The 16,187-nt window shown below is 44.7% G+C and carries 15 protein-coding genes; 5 read left to right on the top strand and 10 right to left on the bottom strand.

The features are described from left to right. The first annotated feature begins 69 nt into the window (after positions 1 to 69). The 4 genes from V6668_RS06785 to ligD all read left to right on the top strand — a co-directional run bounded on the left by V6668_RS06785 (position 70) and on the right by ligD (position 4,177). The gene (locus V6668_RS06785) at positions 70 to 939 is read left to right on the top strand and encodes a VOC family protein (RefSeq protein ID WP_036611283.1); all 870 of its coding nucleotides are present in this window, start codon (positions 70 to 72) and stop codon (positions 937 to 939) included. A gap of 177 nt (positions 940 to 1,116) precedes the next feature. Continuing rightward, a complete protein-coding gene (locus V6668_RS06780; protein ID WP_338707997.1) occupies positions 1,117 to 2,229 on the top strand; it encodes an endospore germination permease in 1,113 nt (370 codons plus the stop codon). 35 nt (positions 2,230 to 2,264) lie between these two features. Further along, entirely contained in the window at positions 2,265 to 3,215 is a 951-nt protein-coding gene (locus V6668_RS06775; RefSeq protein WP_338707996.1) for a DNA ligase, read from the top strand. Between the two features lie 71 nt (positions 3,216 to 3,286). Continuing rightward, complete coding sequence (gene ligD / locus V6668_RS06770; protein WP_076251456.1) at positions 3,287 to 4,177, top strand: non-homologous end-joining DNA ligase; 891 nt, start codon at positions 3,287 to 3,289, stop codon at positions 4,175 to 4,177. 55 nt (positions 4,178 to 4,232) lie between these two features. Here ligD and V6668_RS06765 read toward each other — a convergent pair whose 3' ends face one another. Together V6668_RS06765 and cls are read right to left on the bottom strand one after the other, a co-directional pair. Then, complete coding sequence (locus V6668_RS06765; protein WP_036668942.1) at positions 4,233 to 5,144, bottom strand: YitT family protein; 912 nt, start codon at positions 5,142 to 5,144, stop codon at positions 4,233 to 4,235. 348 nt (positions 5,145 to 5,492) lie between these two features. After that, positions 5,493 to 6,932: a cardiolipin synthase gene (gene cls, locus V6668_RS06760; protein ID WP_338707995.1), complete on the bottom strand. Its 1,440-nt coding sequence runs from the start codon at positions 6,930 to 6,932 to the stop codon at positions 5,493 to 5,495. A 376-nt stretch (positions 6,933 to 7,308) separates the two neighbouring features. Between cls and V6668_RS06755 the strand changes: the two genes are divergently transcribed. Then, positions 7,309 to 8,667 carry a hemolysin family protein gene (locus V6668_RS06755; RefSeq protein WP_253506293.1) on the top strand — a complete coding sequence of 453 codons (1,359 nt, stop codon included), beginning with the start codon at positions 7,309 to 7,311 and terminating at the stop codon, positions 8,665 to 8,667. Between the two features lie 125 nt (positions 8,668 to 8,792). Here the strand turns inward: V6668_RS06755 and V6668_RS06750 are convergent, their stop codons facing one another. From V6668_RS06750 to V6668_RS06715, 8 genes are all read right to left on the bottom strand, one after another. Further along, positions 8,793 to 10,382 carry a stalk domain-containing protein gene (locus V6668_RS06750; protein ID WP_338707994.1) on the bottom strand — a complete coding sequence of 530 codons (1,590 nt, stop codon included), beginning with the start codon at positions 10,380 to 10,382 and terminating at the stop codon, positions 8,793 to 8,795. A gap of 58 nt (positions 10,383 to 10,440) precedes the next feature. Beyond that, on the bottom strand, positions 10,441 to 11,541 hold the full coding sequence (locus V6668_RS06745) for a DUF1648 domain-containing protein (protein WP_338707993.1): 1,101 nt from the start codon (positions 11,539 to 11,541) through the stop codon (positions 10,441 to 10,443). Between the two features lie 24 nt (positions 11,542 to 11,565). Then, positions 11,566 to 11,961 carry a GntR family transcriptional regulator gene (locus tag V6668_RS06740; protein ID WP_036611299.1) on the bottom strand — a complete coding sequence of 132 codons (396 nt, stop codon included), beginning with the start codon at positions 11,959 to 11,961 and terminating at the stop codon, positions 11,566 to 11,568. Positions 11,962 to 12,177: 216 nt separating this feature from the next. Further along, positions 12,178 to 13,251 carry an AI-2E family transporter gene (locus V6668_RS06735; protein ID WP_081745953.1) on the bottom strand — a complete coding sequence of 358 codons (1,074 nt, stop codon included), beginning with the start codon at positions 13,249 to 13,251 and terminating at the stop codon, positions 12,178 to 12,180. Between the two features lie 177 nt (positions 13,252 to 13,428). Then, positions 13,429 to 14,220 (bottom strand): ABC transporter permease, encoded by a 792-nt coding sequence (locus V6668_RS06730; RefSeq protein WP_076319075.1) that lies wholly within the window; start codon positions 14,218 to 14,220, stop codon positions 13,429 to 13,431. Next, a complete protein-coding gene (locus V6668_RS06725) occupies positions 14,213 to 15,121 on the bottom strand; it encodes an ABC transporter ATP-binding protein (RefSeq protein ID WP_036611301.1) in 909 nt (302 codons plus the stop codon). The genes V6668_RS06730 and V6668_RS06725 overlap by 8 nt, the downstream gene beginning before the upstream one ends. A gap of 32 nt (positions 15,122 to 15,153) precedes the next feature. Then, on the bottom strand, positions 15,154 to 15,333 hold the full coding sequence (locus V6668_RS06720) for a hypothetical protein (RefSeq protein ID WP_036611302.1): 180 nt from the start codon (positions 15,331 to 15,333) through the stop codon (positions 15,154 to 15,156). A 323-nt stretch (positions 15,334 to 15,656) separates the two neighbouring features. Then, positions 15,657 to 16,178: a hypothetical protein gene (locus tag V6668_RS06715; protein ID WP_338707992.1), complete on the bottom strand. Its 522-nt coding sequence runs from the start codon at positions 16,176 to 16,178 to the stop codon at positions 15,657 to 15,659. Positions 16,179 to 16,187 lie beyond the last annotated feature (9 nt).

Genomic DNA, 16,187 nt, shown 5'->3' with positions numbered 1-16,187 from the left:
TTCAACGCATACAAGCAACCAAACGCTAAGCCCTATTATCTATAGTCACATAATCAGGAGGAAACCATCATGAATACAACGTATCAAATCCCTGCCACAACCCATCTGGGTGAAGTGAGTCTGCGAATTATGAACCTAGACCGTTCAATTAAGTTCTATACCGAAGTGGTTGGATTAAAATTACTGGAGCGTAGTGGCAAAGTGGCCACGTTGACAGCCGACGGAAAACAGTCCCTGCTGCGATTGGAAGAGCTCACGGATGGAATTACCCTGCCGGAACGCTCACACGCTGGCTTGTATCATTTCGCCATCCTGCTGCCTGACCGCAAGTCCCTGGGTCTTGCTCTTCGTAATCTGGCTGCATCCGGCATCGATATCGGTCAAGGCGATCACTTGGTCAGCGAAGCCTTCTATATCTCCGATCCCGATCAGAACGGGATTGAGATCTATGCCGACCGTGCACGTGATACCTGGAAACGGGATAGCGACAATAACTACGTGATGGCAAGTGATCCTGTTGATGTGGAAAGCCTGTTTGCCATCTCGGAGAATGAACCTTGGCAGGGCCTGCCTGCTGGCACCGTTATTGGTCATGTACATTTCCACGTCCGCAGCCTGGAAGAAGCACGCAACTATTACACCGGCATACTCGGTTTTGATATCGTGGGTAACTTCGCCAACATGTCAGCACTCTTTGTATCCGCAGGTGGCTATCATCATCATCTGGGACTTAATATCTGGGCGGGAGTGAACGCACCTGTTAATCCAGATAACGCTACAGGAATTGACTACTTCACCATTGTGTACGCCACACAGGAACAATTGGATCAGGCACTTGAGCAATTGCGTCAATCCGGTGCAGTCGTTACCCAAGTGGAGGGTACCTGGTTTACGGTAGACCCACAAAATATTCGTATACGTCTGACAACTGCGAACTGATTTAGTTTAGGCGTTACAATATGTTTGCTTAACCTCATTTTAATAAGCCCGGGTAACTGATTTCTCTACATCACAGAGAGATCAGTTACCCGGGCTTTTTGAGTTGGCTTTTATAAAACTGACACAATTGGTGCATTCTAACCAATACATAGACAAGATATGTTAAGGAGATACCTCATGATCGAAAAGGGACGTTTGACTGTTAGACAGCTCGCTTCACTCATGTTCCTGTGCACAATTGGGGAGCAGATTCTGGTCTTCCCTTCCATGATCACATCCTACGCTCATCAGGATGCCTGGTTATCAGCCTTGTTGGGTGTCGCAGGGGGCCTTGGCATACTCTTCATTATGCTTGTTGCCTACAAACTGCATCCCCGGTTGAATCTGATTCAAAATGTCCTTCGAACACTGGGACCCTGGATCGGGACCTTGTTTGGTTCTTTTTATCTCTTTTATTTCCTGATCAGTACCTCAACGTTCATTAGGGAGATTGGCGATTTTATGTCTACCCAGATCTTGCCGGAATCTCCATTACTGATTCTGCATTTGGTTTTTATGTGTGCGCTTGTCTGGGGGCTTCTGTCGGGTCTGGAGAGCATTGGTAAAACTGCTGAGGTCTTTCTTCCTCTGATCGTGTTGTTTCTGCTTGTTCTGACGGTGTGTCTAATCCCCCATGTACGTTTGGCCAACATCCAACCTGTGCTGGCACAAGGGTTTCTTGATCCATTCAAAGGTTTTGTTGCTGTACTCACCTATCCCTACTGTGAGCTATGCATCTTCATGATGCTTTTTCCCTACACTAAAAATGAGCCCCATCTGGAGAAGGACATCCTGTTAGCAGGGATGATTGGCGGATTGTTACTCACACTGACGCTAAGTATGTGTCTGCTCGTTATGGGACCATGGATGACCCAGCATCACTGGTTCGCTTCATTCAACCTTTCACAGAAGATCAATATCGGAAACTTTATGCAACGCATCGAAGCTTTCATAGCATCGGTCTGGATTATTGCTGTTTTCTTCAAAGCCGCTCTGTTCTTCTACGGTTTTGTCCTGGGCGTCGCTCATCTGTTTCGCTTGTCCAGTCACCGTTCTCTGATCCTGCCGGGTGCCATGCTTATTCTCGCCATGTCTATTCTAATCTCTCCAAACGAGAACTTTTATCTCAAGGTCGTTATTCCCTATTGGATTGATTGGGATCTGACCTGTGGTATAGCACTTCCGTTACTGCTCATTCTGGTGCATCATATGAAGTCCCGCTTCAAAAATTATAGTAAAATTCCGAATTAACCTGAGCTAATTGGTGTACGAGAGAGGAGTTCCCCATGTTCAAACCGCTGATTCCGTTCGAACCCATATCCAGAGATACTTTGCCCACAGGGCCGCAATGGATTGCCCAGATCAAGTGGGATGGAGTCCGCATGCTTGCCTATGAGGACGGGCATGAGCTGCGCCTGGTGAATCGCAGATTACATGATCGAACCGCACAGTATCCCGAGCTGGTAACACCACGCAATCTATGTTCAGGCTCCTCTTATATCTTAGATGGAGAAGTTATTGCGCTGGACCCAGACACCGGAAAACCTTCGTTTTATCACGTTCTGCGGCGGGATCGGATGAGCAGACCCGAAGGTATCGCCCAAGCCATACATCAGATTCCGGTCACATATATGGTATTTGATATCCTGTTCTATGAGGGGAAATGGGTGACGGATCAGCCTTTGGCAGATCGACAGCGCCTGTTGCACGGGGTCCTTAACACCGCTCCCCATGTTCAGGAGGTCACCAATACACTTGATGCCGCTTCCCTGCTTACGGTCATGAGACAACATCAGATGGAAGGCATTGTCTGCAAAGATCTCACCAGCAGTTATGGCATACAGGGCAAGGATCAGCGCTGGCAGAAGGTCAAAATCATGCATGACGTATATGCCATGATCGGGGGAGTCACGTACCGGAGCGGTATTGTGAATGCCGTCGCGGTCGGTGTATATGATGGGCCTGATTTTGTCTATATTGGTCATGTCGGGACTGGCAAATTGAACGCCAATACGTGGCGGGAACTCACACATCAAGTCGAGCCTCTGATCAGGCAGGACAGACCCTTCCATAATGTACCCGAGCGCAGTGCAGAGACCACCTGGGTGGAACCGCGCATAGGAGTCAAAGTGCAATATATGGAGCTGACTCATCATAACACTCTACGCCATCCCAGTATTCAAACCTTCGCGGATGTAACCCGCGAGGATTGCCTGGCGAACCAGCTTCTTCAATGATGAAGAGTTCGCTTCACTCGTGTTTCGGCCCATGTTTCAATAATTCATTAAGCACATAGGAGGTGTTCCACATGGCCCCCAAGATCCAGGGAACCATCATAATAGAAGGCACTGAGCTGACGGTCACCAACCCGGACAAGCTCTTATGGCCGGAAGCGGGCGTTACCAAAGCCATCTATCTGCAAAAGCTGGCCGCTCTGGCTCCTTATCTGCTCACGTATACGAGCAATCGACTTCTCACCACGATAAGGTATCCCCACGGCGCTGGAGGAACATTTTTCTATCAAAAGAATGCCCCTGAGCCTGTACCAGATTATGTGCGCACTGAAGTTCACGACGGCATCCGCTATGTGGTCATGAATGGACTTCCCGAATTGTTATGGCTTGGTAATCTGGCTGCACTTGAATTTCATCCTTCTCTGCATACTGTGGGAAGCCATCTGCCCAGTGAATGGATGATTGATCTGGACCCCTCTCAGGAACATGAACCCCGGATCATGCAAGCTGCACTCATCGTTGGCGAAACCCTGACTTCCCTTGGTCTGAGGTCCATTCCCAAAACTTCGGGCGCAACAGGAGTTCAGATCATCGTTCCCATTGTGCAGGGAGTAACCTTTGATGAATTGAGAGAGGTTGGTTATTTTGTAGGCAAATATGTTACTCAGAAGCACCCGGATCTGTTCACACTGGAACGACTCAAAAAGGACCGTGGAGACCGCATTTATTTTGACTATCTCCAGCATTATGGAGGCAAGACCCTTGCCGCTCCCTATACACCACGTGCCAAATCCGGCGCCACTGTCTCTACACCCCTTACTTGGGATGAGGTTAGAAGCAACGTCTCCATCCAGGATTACCATCTGATGAACATTATTGAACGCTTGAACCAAACCGGTGATTTAATCGCAGCTGTTGAACCCCAACCGGTAGAGCTCATTCTCAAACATTTGAAGAAAAAATAGCCGACTCCCTCATCACAAGGGTGTCGGCTATTATCATTCATGTATATATCAATCGCTAATGGATACCTTTTTTCTTGAAACGTCCGCCCTTCACGTCATGAATGTTACCGATAGCCACAAAGGCTTGCGGGTCCCAATCTTCAACGATGGTCTTCAGCTTCGCTTCTTCCAAACGGGTAATCACGACAAAAATGATCTTTTTCTCGTCCCCGCTGAATCCGCCCTCTCCATCCAGGAAAGTTACACCACGACCAAGACGGTCTGTCAGGGCTGAACCGATATCACGATATTTCTCACTAATGATCCATACCGATTTGGACTGGTCAAGTCCTTCATTCACAATATCAATCATCTTCATCGCAATATAATATGCAATCATGGAATACAGGGCATTCGGCCAGCCGAATACAAATCCTGCACCTGCGAAAATAAACACGTTAATGAACAATACGATCTGTCCTACAGACAAAGGTGACTTCTCACTAAGCAAGATCGCCACAATCTCCGTACCATCCAGTGAACCGCCAGACCGAATGACAAGTCCAACACCCACACCCAGGATCAATCCGCCAAATACAGCTCCGAGCAAAGGCTCCCCTGGTGTTAATGCAGGTACATGGTGCAATAATGATGTCCCGATGGACATGACCACGATCCCCAGCAGCGTGGATAACGCAAATGTTTTACCAATCTGCTTGTAACCCAGAATCAGGAAAGGCAAGTTAAGCAAGGTCAGGAACACTCCGAGTGGCAGATGTGTAAGTTCTGACACCATAATTGAAATCCCCGTAATCCCACCATCAATAACACCATTCGGTACGAGAAACACTTCAAGCGATACAGCCATTAGTGCAGCACCGATCAGAATCATCACAATACGTTGCAGCAACTTTAATGTAAACACCGAGCTTTTGACCCCGCGGTCAGCTTGCTTGGCTGTTAGTTCTTTCACCGTTACATTGGACATGGTATCCCCCCCGTTAAATCAGTGTGTGAATCCATTTTATAAATCATTTAAATACTCAGGGTGAATCTACATATGGAGAACAGCAAACTGCGTTCTATATGTACCCTGGCTATACAGCGCAAGCATCTAAAGGCGATATAAAATGGATTCAAAATGTTATTCATCCCGGTTTGCACTTTCAAAAGAGAGCAAAAGGGAGCCTGTTTTCCCGCAGACTCCCCTCCTTCGCCAAGACATGATTTATATATCTATTATATCATAAAAGATCAAATTTGCGCAAAATACTTAGCAAAAAGAAGATAAATTCACAAAAAGTGAACTTATCTTCAGAAATCTGCCCTAAATCGGCTAAAGAAGCGGTGAAAGCATCCGAGAAAGCATTTCTGCGCCTTTTTGCCGTCGTGAACGCTTCTGAAATACCTCCCCATCGATCTGACTACATTCCCCGAGATCACGTTCAAAGTCAGTGATCAAACGACGAATCGGAGAGGACTCGAACAGGACAGCCGTTAACTCAAAATTGCAAAAAAAACTGCGCATATCCATATTGGCCGTGCCTACCGTTGCAAGCAACTCATCCACAATCATCACTTTGGCATGTACAAAACCTTTGCGATATTGGAAGAACTCAACACCTGCTCGCAGAAGTTCCTCTACATATGAAAGGGATGCCAGATGAACAAGCTTTGAATCGGATTGATATGGAATGATAATTTTCACATCAACGCCACTGACAGCAGCTGTTTTGAGTGCCTCATACAGGGCAGGATCAGGAATAAAATAAGGTGTGGTAATATAAATCCGCTCACACGCTACCGAAATCGCCCCAAAACACATTTCCTGAATGGCATCCCAGTCCTGATCCGGCCCACTGGCCAGAATCTGAATTCGTTCTTCCCCGCTACAGATATGGGGTGGAAATAATTCCGCAAGCTGGGGTTCGGTAATTCGCTCACCGGAAGCCAATTTCCAGTCGTTCAGGAATGTACTTTGGAGGAAATATACGGCATCTCCCTCAATCTGCACATGTGTATCCCGCCAGAAACCAATCTCCGGATATTGTCCAAGATAATCATCGCCTACATTGATGCCACCTACGAAACCAACCTGTCCATCCACAACAACAATTTTACGGTGATTCCGGTAGTTGACTCTTCGGTCAATCGTGGCAATCAGTGGCGGTAGAAAATAATGGAATTCCACACCTGCATCTTGCAGTTTGCGGATAAAGCTCCAGCTCATCTTGTGACTTCCGAGACCGTCACAAATAAACCGAACCTTCACGCCCTCCTGTGCCTTGCGAATCATGACATCCTGAAACTTGGTGCTGATGACATCATCACGAAAAATGTAAAATTCCACATGCAGATGGTGCTTTGCTTTTTCCATTTCCCTCAGCATTGCCGCAAATGCCTCTTCACCATTTGTGAGCACCGTACTGTGGTTACAACCTGTAATCGGGCTCTCCGACAGATGGGATAACAGGTTAAACAATCGATGCTGGTGGCTGAAACGATCGCCAGGCATCTGTTCGACATCTCCAATGATGTGGGCTTGTTCCCAGATCGTTTCCTTCATTTCACGGAAGATGCGCGATCCACCCTTACGGAGTTTTTTTCGTTTGTTATAATCCTGCGCCACGAAATAGTACACCACAAAACCGATCAAAGGCACGCAGAACAAAATAAACAGCCAAGCCACAGCTTTTGCCGGATTACGAAATTCCAGCAAAAGAATTGTGGCTGCCTGGAAAATAAATACGAGTAATATAATGACCAGCCAGAACATTCGGCTTCCTCCTCAAGTGGCAAGCTTCATGGCCTTGCCTTTCTCTCACCTACACATCTTTGACGATTATGTATACAGCTAATCATAGATACCCAATGTACCCCCTATTCGTAACGTTTGCTTAGATAAAACTTTACATAAGCAGACGGAATACTTGATTCTGGAAATTCAAATTTGTACTTCGTTCATTGTATATTCTGACTGTGTTACCTTCTACATATCAGTTTAATGATGGAGCAGATTCGCATTGTGACGCCAATCTGCTCATTTCACCTTCCAGACTCTTCCTCATTTCTTTGTCTGGAGGTGGTCTTCTTACGTAAAATTAGATATAATAATCGTTAAAAACTTATTACCTAAAGGAGAAGAGCAGTGAATGGACAGTGAGAGGTATGCGTTAAATTTAGTATTGGTTGCTTTTTTGATAGGACTTTCGGCGTTTTTTGTCGCAGTGGAATTCGCTCTGGTACGGGTTCGTCCGAGCCGGATCGATCAAATGATTGCAGAAGGAAACAAGCGTGCGCTGGCTGTTAAACAAGCCGTTGCCAATCTGGACGGATATTTGTCTGCCTGCCAGCTTGGAATCACGATCACATCTCTGGGACTGGGCTGGCTGGGTGAACCAACGGTAGAGAAGATTCTCCACCCTGTGTTCGAAAGCTTGCAAATTCCTGAGGCGGTTTCTTCATTCTTATCGTTTGTTATCGCGTTTGCTTCCATCACGTATCTGCATGTTGTGGTTGGTGAACTCGCTCCAAAAACGATTGCAATCCGGAAAGCCGAGACTGTTGCACTGCTAACGTCTACACCTATCATCTGGTTTAACCGAATTATGTATCCTTTTATCTGGCTGTTAAACGGCTCAGCGAACCAACTGGTGAAACTGTTCGGAATCAAACCTGCTTCTGAACATGAAGATGCACACTCCGAAGAAGAGTTGCAGATCATCATTAATGAAAGCTTTGAAAGTGGTAAAATCAACCAAGCCGAATTCGGTTATGTAAGCCGGATTTTTGCTTTTGATGAGATGTTAGCCAAAGAAATCATGGTACCCCGGACCGATATGGTCTGCCTTTATGTGAATAGAACAAACGAGGAAAACCTGGAGATCATCCGTGAAGAACAATATACACGTTTTCCAGTAGTGAATGAGAGTAAAGACGATATCATCGGTATCATTAATACGAAACAATTCTTCCTGGAACTTTACGGAAACGATGAACCTGTTGATCTATCCTCCCTGATTCAGCCTGTATCGGCTGTTCACGAAACAACTCCTGTGAAGGACTTGCTCAAGAAAATGCAGAAGGATGGCGTACATATCGCCGTACTTGTCGACGAATATGGAGGAACTTCCGGAATTGTAACCATCGAGGATGTGCTTGAGCAGATTGTTGGTGAGATTCGCGACGAGTTCGACGCAGACGAAGTGGAAGATATTCAAGTCATCAATGAGAACTATGTCATTATGGATGGCAAGGTTTCCTTATCGAAGGTGAACGACATGTTTATGTCCAGCCTGGATGCAGATGAGTGGGACACCATTGGTGGATGGCTCTACAGCCATCGTCCCGAGATGAACGAACAGGAAGAATATGAGTTCGAGAATCTAATCTTTGTTTTGCTGGAAAAAGACAAGAATCGGTTCTACAAAGTGGCCGTTGTTCCCAAGGAACCACTGACCATGTCTGATTATACTGATGAAGACGAGAAAGAGTCCAATTGGTCTAAATAAAGCAAATTTATAAATAAGAAGAGGAGCACTTGCCTATTTTGGTAATTGCTCCTCTTCTTATTATATCTCGCCCTATCCGTCACTTCTCCAAGTTATCATTCAACCCAAGAATGGAACTCCCATTTTTAGTTTGATTTTAATACCCACTTCGCAATATCATCGATAATGGCTTTGGAGACATTAGATGGCTCAGCGTACTCTTGACCGATAGAAAGTCCATCATAGCTGGATAAAAGATGATTTACCTTTGGATAGCTATTGTACGTTACATTGGAATGACCTTGGAGAGACGATTTCCAGGTTTGGAATTGATTCATAGACACTTGCACATCGTTTTCGCCTTGTATAACAAGCATAGGTGTATTTTGTGTTTTAGCCAGTTCCGCAGGCACATAATCTCTCTGCTCAAACCACCAATAAGCAGGTTGAAGTGGAAACGCCTCAGGAAGATGATCTACAGAATATTTTGGATCTTTAACCATCGCAGCCACATTTTTATAAAAATCAGCTTGCCCTTGAATGACATCCGTGTCTAAACCAAGCTGCTTCATCCGCTCTACTAATTCGTCCTGCTGCTCGGTAAGCACATCCGCAAAGCTACTACTTGGTGCAGCAAGTAGAATACTTCCTGCAATATCATGTTGTTTATCCTCAGCAATGATTAATGGCATTGCAAACCCGCCTTGACTATGTCCAGCTACAAAAATCGCTGTAGAATCAATATGTGCATTCTTTTTAAGCAATTCCAATGCATCGTTTACCTGATCTACGCTCTCTTGTTTTAATGTGAATTTAGGCTGTGAAGCCACCTTATAGGTATGCTCATACGTAACTTTATCGTATCTTAATACAGCAACTCCTTGTGAAGCTAAACCTACCGCAAGATCGCGAAACGGCTTTGCACCACCAATGGCAGCATCTTGATTGCTAGGCCCAGATCCGTGTACCAGAATGACAACCGGGAAAGGTCCCTCTCCCTTGGGCAAAGTTAATGTCCCTGGCAAAGCTAAATCACCCTGACCAACCGTAATGTCTTGTTCTGTATAGGTAGATGGGTCGTCGTAGCTTGGTTTTTGATACACATCTGGCGTAGCGGCGGCAATATGCAAATCATCCACAAGTCCGTTATGATTCATTCTGACCGTAATATTTAAACGAGTTAGCTCTGTTTTGAACGTATAGGTAACATTGCGATGCACTGTATTATTTTCTACATGCTTAGCTATGGCTTCACTTGTAATATTGCCATTTTGTCCTTCTAAAGCTCCCCACAGCTGACTCAACAACGTGGGTGACAACACTCCACTCACAGAGGTATGAACATACTTGGCAGCCTCCTTGCCATCGCCCTCACTAATAAGGGAAATGAATATATCCTCAGGTGCTGCCTTCAGCGTCTCGGAAAGAAATGCCCCATCCATATAGGTAGTTCCTTTCGTTAACTGAACAGGATTGTCTAAGGATATGGCTTGCCCATTCACCATCGCCTGTTTCTCTCCTACCTTAACTACAATCGTAAGCTCACTTTTTCGTATTGTGATTTCTCCTGTCTTTTGTTGCCAAGATACCTCTGCCCCATTCTTTTCTGCAATCTCACGAATAGGAACAAGATTTTCACTACCAGCGGATTTTTCAGCAGCTTCTGAGATGGATGTTACCGGAAGGATGAGACCTACGAAAGTAAGAGAAAGTAATAGCTTTTTCCAATTGTTCATTGTAATAACTCCTCCTAATAATTAATTTCATCTATTATATGCATAGCATTATGAGCATTTATTGGCTCAGGACTATGCTTATAACAACAATAGCAATGATGAATAACAACAGGACCCAAGATAGTGGACGAGCGAAGTTAATTGTCCAGCCTATTCCATAACGCTTTTCTATGGTTAAAGAAGGATCATTGGCATTGAAGTAAATAAACCCAAGCTTCCAATGATCATCGTCATTCACAGGCTGCTCCTTAGATCGTTCGTGATCCTCTTGTTGATTACGAATTTTGCCACCGCCTTGTCTGCCTGTGAGAGACAGCCATACAACACCTAACACGATCACCACAGGAGTGATGAAGCTAATAGCTGTTAACAAGACCAGATTAGGGACGAACATATTGATCTGAATAAAGGCAAATAAGATGGTAAGAAGTAATCCTGTTACAAGCGTAAATAGGGACCATTTACGGCGGAATTGAATATTTTCAGTAGCAAATTGGCCCGGATTAGACGTAGTAAGCTGTTGTTTACTTGATTTAATACTCCAGTTAACCAACATCATAAGTGCAATGATTCCTAGCTGTACAAGATTAATAGCCAGTACCGAGAGGTAAGTTTTAGGCACACTGGAAGTGACATGGCCTTGAAGATCATATTTTATTGGAATGACGTTAGGTAGTGCCTTATAATTCAGGATCGAAATGATCGCAATGGCAACAATAATAGCCATGTGAATGAGAAACCAATAGTTGGAATAGGTGAGTTTATTTTGGCGAAAGGTGGTATCGATTTTAACTCTTTGAGGTGCTTCTACAGTTGTAAGTGTTCCTTTTATCTTTTTCATCTTGAAATGAAATAAGATGTGTAGCGCTGTCCAGTACACAATAAATATCATTGTGCTAACACCGGTAATCATTGCGGTAGCATCTTCATTAGCAGATCGGAGAAAATACAGACAGACAAGTATAATCATCCCGTTTCCGATCAGACTTACTGTAGCAAACGTACTTCTTAGCTTACGTAAGATGGGTGTATAGTAATTATATTGACTTACCGTAACCCCGAAGCTAATGGTTTCCCTTGTCAGATATGGTGTAAAAGATAGAAGTAAGGCTAATGGAGCAAAGATTAAAATGATAGGTAATATACTAAATAGCTGCATACATAACACACTCCCTTGATTCCATTATTCTTTGTTGTGACCCATCTTCACATCATCATACATTTGGTCTAACACCGCAGATAATTCTTCTTTGGTCATTCCTCGACAGATCGCTTCCGCAATAATCGGTCTTAATTCTCTTTGCTGCTTTTTCAAAAAATCATCCGTTAAACCAGGCATTCCATCAGGGTTCACTACAACTCCCTTTTGTCTATGAACCAAAATGTATCCATCTTGCTTGAGTAGTGTATAAGCCTTATTGACGGTGTGAAGGTTAACACCGATATCTGCGGCCAAATTCCGAACCGAAGGTAACGCCTCACCTAGCTGTAACTCACCACTAGCAATACCTTCAATAATTTGATAAACAAGTTGTGAATAGATGGGAAGTTCGGATTGCATATCCAGTTGAATAATCAAGGGTTCACCTTCTTTTGTTATCTGTTATATATCAAGTATAACAGATATAACACGAGTGAACAATATGTATGAAAAAAAGCCGCATATCAATGGCGAGGGCAAACTTGCTTGCCCCTTCACCATTGATATGCGGCTTATCCTGATGAGCTTATCGATGTGATTCAATAACAGACATTAGTAGTGGCACACATGATAGCGTTGTATTTCAAATTCCATTTAAGTTTCAGTCTTATCTTCGACAATTCGATAATGGATTTTGCGAACTATAATTTTCAGAATCATATATAGGGGAATCACGATGATCATACCCAAGATATTTCCCAAGTCAGCACCCACGAGCAAAAGGATAACGGTAGTCAGTGGATGAATATCGAGCTGTTTGCCATAGACATACGGTGAGATCAGGTTATCCTGAATTTGCTGTGCGATTACAATGATGACCAGTGACCAGATCGCCATCGAAGGTGATTCGATAAACGCAACAATGACAACCGGAATAGCTGCCAGCAAAGCACCCACATAAGGGATGAAGTTCAGAATAATGGATACAACCGTCAGCAGCAATGCGTAAGGCAAACCTAAGATGAGAAAACCGATGTACATCAGAATCCCCAAGGCTACATTAACAATAACCCGGCCAACAATATAGTTACTTAGTGCTTCATCAATCTCATGGACGGTTTCTTCCCCATCCTTCCGATAATGTCTTGGCAACAATAAGGTCAGATTCGTTCCAAACTTGCTGCCTTCCTTGAGCATGTAATACAACATGATCGGGAACGTTGCCAGAATAATAACCAGATTGGATACCACGGAGAATAACCCGGAGACATAATTGGTTACCTGAGTGATCCCTTGACTCAGAACATCGGATAAACGTGAGAATAGATTGGAATCATCAGGCAGGTATCTGGATACAACATTGCTCTTTTCAAGTGCATTCAACTGATCGCTGAGTGAAGTAACCAACGCTGGAGCATTCTCTACGAAATTCATCAATTGTTCACGCAGGGAAGGCCATACAAGCACACTAAAACCTGCAAGTATTAGTGCAATTACGACATAAATAATCAGAACTGACAATGCACGTTTGATCTTATGCCTTTCCATATAATCGACAAGCGGGCGCAGCAGATAATAGAAGAAACCAGCAATCAGCAGCGGAATGATGATGATGTGAATCAGTGAGGTCAGGGGGCTGAAAATAAAGTTCACTTTTTCCCCCAGATACACGATGAGCAGCAGCAGAATAATCGCTGTACATATGCGGTAGAACTTGTTATTTATCAAGAAACGTGATCCCTCCATGCGCTGCTCTGCCAAAGTGTCTGCGGCGTTCATATGTATATCTAGTCATTTACTTATGATACTAAGTACCCTTAAATGACAGTCATGCCACAGGCGATGCTGAATATACACTTATTTTCTTTCCAAAACAAACATTGGAGCAAAAAAAAGAAGCAGGCGTTAGCCTGCCACATCTCTTTTGCTGAATACAACCCAGGAAATCACCATGAAAATAACGTAATACACCGCCAGAACTGCAATGGAGAAACCCAGTGTCATTCCTGCACTCGGACCACCCATTAGCGCAAAATCTGCCCCAGAGGTCATGTATTTGCTAAGATCCATGTTGTTGAATAGAACATACTTGGCCCACTCATAACGGACCGGATTGAATATGAGTGAGAAGATACTCTGTGAGAACATAATGAACAGAGATAATCCAATCGCAAGTGCACCTGAACGAAATACGGAGGACACCATAAAGGCAATCGCAAGCGTAATGAACAGATCAACGTACAAATATCCCCATAACGTCAGAGCATTCGTAGCCGGACTACCGCTTCCTCCCGGAGCATCATGGGAGAAAAGGATATAAGACATCAGCATGGCCATCGCGATGACCAACAATGTACTGACAATACTGAAGCCAACGACGGTCAGATATTTGGAAGCAAGAACTTTGCTTCGTGACCATGGACGGATCAGCAATAGCTTAATGGTTCCCCAAGTAAATTCGCCTGCGACCGATTCCGCTGCAATCACGACACAAAAGATCGTGTTCAGGAAAAATGTAACCTGGATGGTCGTTACAGCCGCTTCCCAGTACAAAACTTCATTGGACCCCATGCCTTCTCGCAGTAACACTGGCATTAATAGCGAGATCAGCGCCAGAATTGATAACATGATCCAGGTACGGGGACGACGGAAAATTTTCATATTCTCGTTCAATATCAGATTACCAAAACTACCCAATGCCTCCACCCCCAGTGACTTGCAAGAATTGTTCTTCCAGGGTGTGAGTCACGTTACGAATACCGTACACCTGAAACCCTTCGCTAACCAGCTTGGCATTGATATCCGGAATCTGCTCACGAGACACCCGCATCACCAGGACATTGCCCTGTACGACAGCACCCTGAATCAGATCCGCAGCACGGTCTGCATCATTCAGCTCAAAAGCAACTTCGATTAATGCATCCGAACCGGCTTCAGCCCGAAGGTTTCTTACATCAATCAACTTGCCATTCTGGATGATGGCCACCGTATCACACATCAGCTCCATCTCCGACAATAAATGACTGGATACAAAGACCGTAATGCCTTCCTCTTGGGTGAGCTGACGCAAATAATCTCTCAGTTCCCGTATACCCTGTGGGTCCAAACCATTGGTCGGCTCATCCAGTACAAGCAGCTTCGGTTTATGTAATATCGCTTGCGCGACCCCCAGACGCTGGCGCATGCCAAGTGAATAGGTTTTGACCTTATCGTGAATACGGGCTGTGAGCCCCACACGCTCAATTGTTTCCGCAATACGTTCCTTCGTAACTCCCGGCGACATGCGGGCAAAGTGAACGAGATTTTGGTACCCGGTCAGAAACTTGTACATTTCCGGATTTTCCACAATAGCTCCTACCTGGGCTACCGCCTGCTCAAATTCATTCTTTACACTGTGTCCCGAGATGAAAATATCACCTTTACTGATGGACATCAGTCCAACCATCATTCGAATAGTTGTTGTTTTTCCCGCGCCATTGGGTCCTAAAAAACCAAAAACCTGCCCCGGAGAAATATCCAGAGTCAGGTCGCTGACCAATGATCGGGAGGATATGATCTTGCTGACGCCCTGAATCCGGACGACCGGCTCCTGCTGCATTCAATCCCCTCCTTCATGGACGAGCACATCATTCATGCCCGTTTCTCATATGAACATAGTGTATCATAATCTTTAGTATATTGTCCCGCAAACTGGGATTTCCCCTGACGTTTCGCTTCAACTACACACGCTTCACAGCATCCAAGCGGCATTTCACTCCGGTAGAATCCGGTGCGAAATACGTGATTGCCTCCATTGCCCTCTTCCTTCATTTCGACAGAGCTTCTAGTGACCGACACAATCATCCCACAACTGACACAGTAAAAGCGGCCCGTTTCGATCAATGATATTCCTTCCCCTCACAAGGAGCTTAGAAGTCCTTGTTATTTGTCGTTAGACGCTGAAAATTGATACATTTTGTATCTATCTCGTAATTTACTTGACACCGGGACTAATGTCAAGGCTTTAAAGCTATAAAAACAAGCAAAACACAAAAAAAGCTCCAAAAATGCGACAAAAGTCTCGCATTTATGGAGCCTCATGTTAGGTAAATGATACAATTCGGTTCAATGTATGGGTTAATACTATTTCCTGATCAGTCACTTTTGTCGACCTGCGAGGTATCCTCATTTTTCTGATTTGGATAATACCAGAGTAAGGTCCACTCATCGCCATCCTCTACCAGATAACAGGTCTGCACAATATCGAATTGGCCAAAGGTACCTGAGTACTTCTGCGTGACCCGGATTCTGTAGGCTTCAGAAAATGGCTTAACGCCATCAATCACGGTTACATCGAACTCGCGCTCTGGCTTCTCCATCTCCAGCTCAAACGTTTCCACGCCAAAATGCTGCATAAATATATGTGCTCTGTTCTGTACGTAAGCACTCTTGGGAAACCGCTCTTTCATCAGGGGATGAAAGAGTTCCCACGAACTGCCGAAGTCACCTGTCTGCTCATATTTGTAAAACTCTTCGGCAACAGCAGCAGCTTCATCCGATGTATCTGCCTGAAACAAATACGGAATGGTTCTGGCAATCAACCACAGCAATAATACAATGATCGCGATGAAGCCGATCTTTTTGAGCAAAGCATTCCGGTTCCTTCTTCGCAGCATGTCCAGTCC

The organism is Paenibacillus amylolyticus (assembly GCF_036894225.1).
Taxonomy (GTDB): Bacteria; Bacillota; Bacilli; order Paenibacillales; family Paenibacillaceae; genus Paenibacillus; species Paenibacillus amylolyticus.
This window is presented reverse-complemented; position numbering and strand designations above follow the sequence as displayed.

What these genes read in the sequence shown, in the direction of transcription:
- V6668_RS06745 (WP_338707993.1), bottom strand. Translation starts at nt 11,541, where the DNA reads ATGCAGCTATTTAGTATATTACCTATCATTTTAATCTTTGCTCCATTA.
- V6668_RS06755 (WP_253506293.1), top strand. Translation starts at nt 7,309, where the DNA reads ATGGACAGTGAGAGGTATGCGTTAAATTTAGTATTGGTTGCTTTTTTG.
- V6668_RS06765 (WP_036668942.1), bottom strand. Translation starts at nt 5,144, where the DNA reads ATGTCCAATGTAACGGTGAAAGAACTAACAGCCAAGCAAGCTGACCGC.
- V6668_RS06720 (WP_036611302.1), bottom strand. Translation starts at nt 15,333, where the DNA reads ATGAAGGAAGAGGGCAATGGAGGCAATCACGTATTTCGCACCGGATTC.
- V6668_RS06780 (WP_338707997.1), top strand. Translation starts at nt 1,117, where the DNA reads ATGATCGAAAAGGGACGTTTGACTGTTAGACAGCTCGCTTCACTCATG.
- V6668_RS06725 (WP_036611301.1), bottom strand. Translation starts at nt 15,121, where the DNA reads ATGCAGCAGGAGCCGGTCGTCCGGATTCAGGGCGTCAGCAAGATCATA.
- ligD (WP_076251456.1), top strand. Translation starts at nt 3,287, where the DNA reads ATGGCCCCCAAGATCCAGGGAACCATCATAATAGAAGGCACTGAGCTG.
- cls (WP_338707995.1), bottom strand. Translation starts at nt 6,932, where the DNA reads ATGTTCTGGCTGGTCATTATATTACTCGTATTTATTTTCCAGGCAGCC.
- V6668_RS06715 (WP_338707992.1), bottom strand. Translation starts at nt 16,178, where the DNA reads ATGCTGCGAAGAAGGAACCGGAATGCTTTGCTCAAAAAGATCGGCTTC.
- V6668_RS06785 (WP_036611283.1), top strand. Translation starts at nt 70, where the DNA reads ATGAATACAACGTATCAAATCCCTGCCACAACCCATCTGGGTGAAGTG.
- V6668_RS06750 (WP_338707994.1), bottom strand. Translation starts at nt 10,382, where the DNA reads ATGAACAATTGGAAAAAGCTATTACTTTCTCTTACTTTCGTAGGTCTC.
- V6668_RS06775 (WP_338707996.1), top strand. Translation starts at nt 2,265, where the DNA reads ATGTTCAAACCGCTGATTCCGTTCGAACCCATATCCAGAGATACTTTG.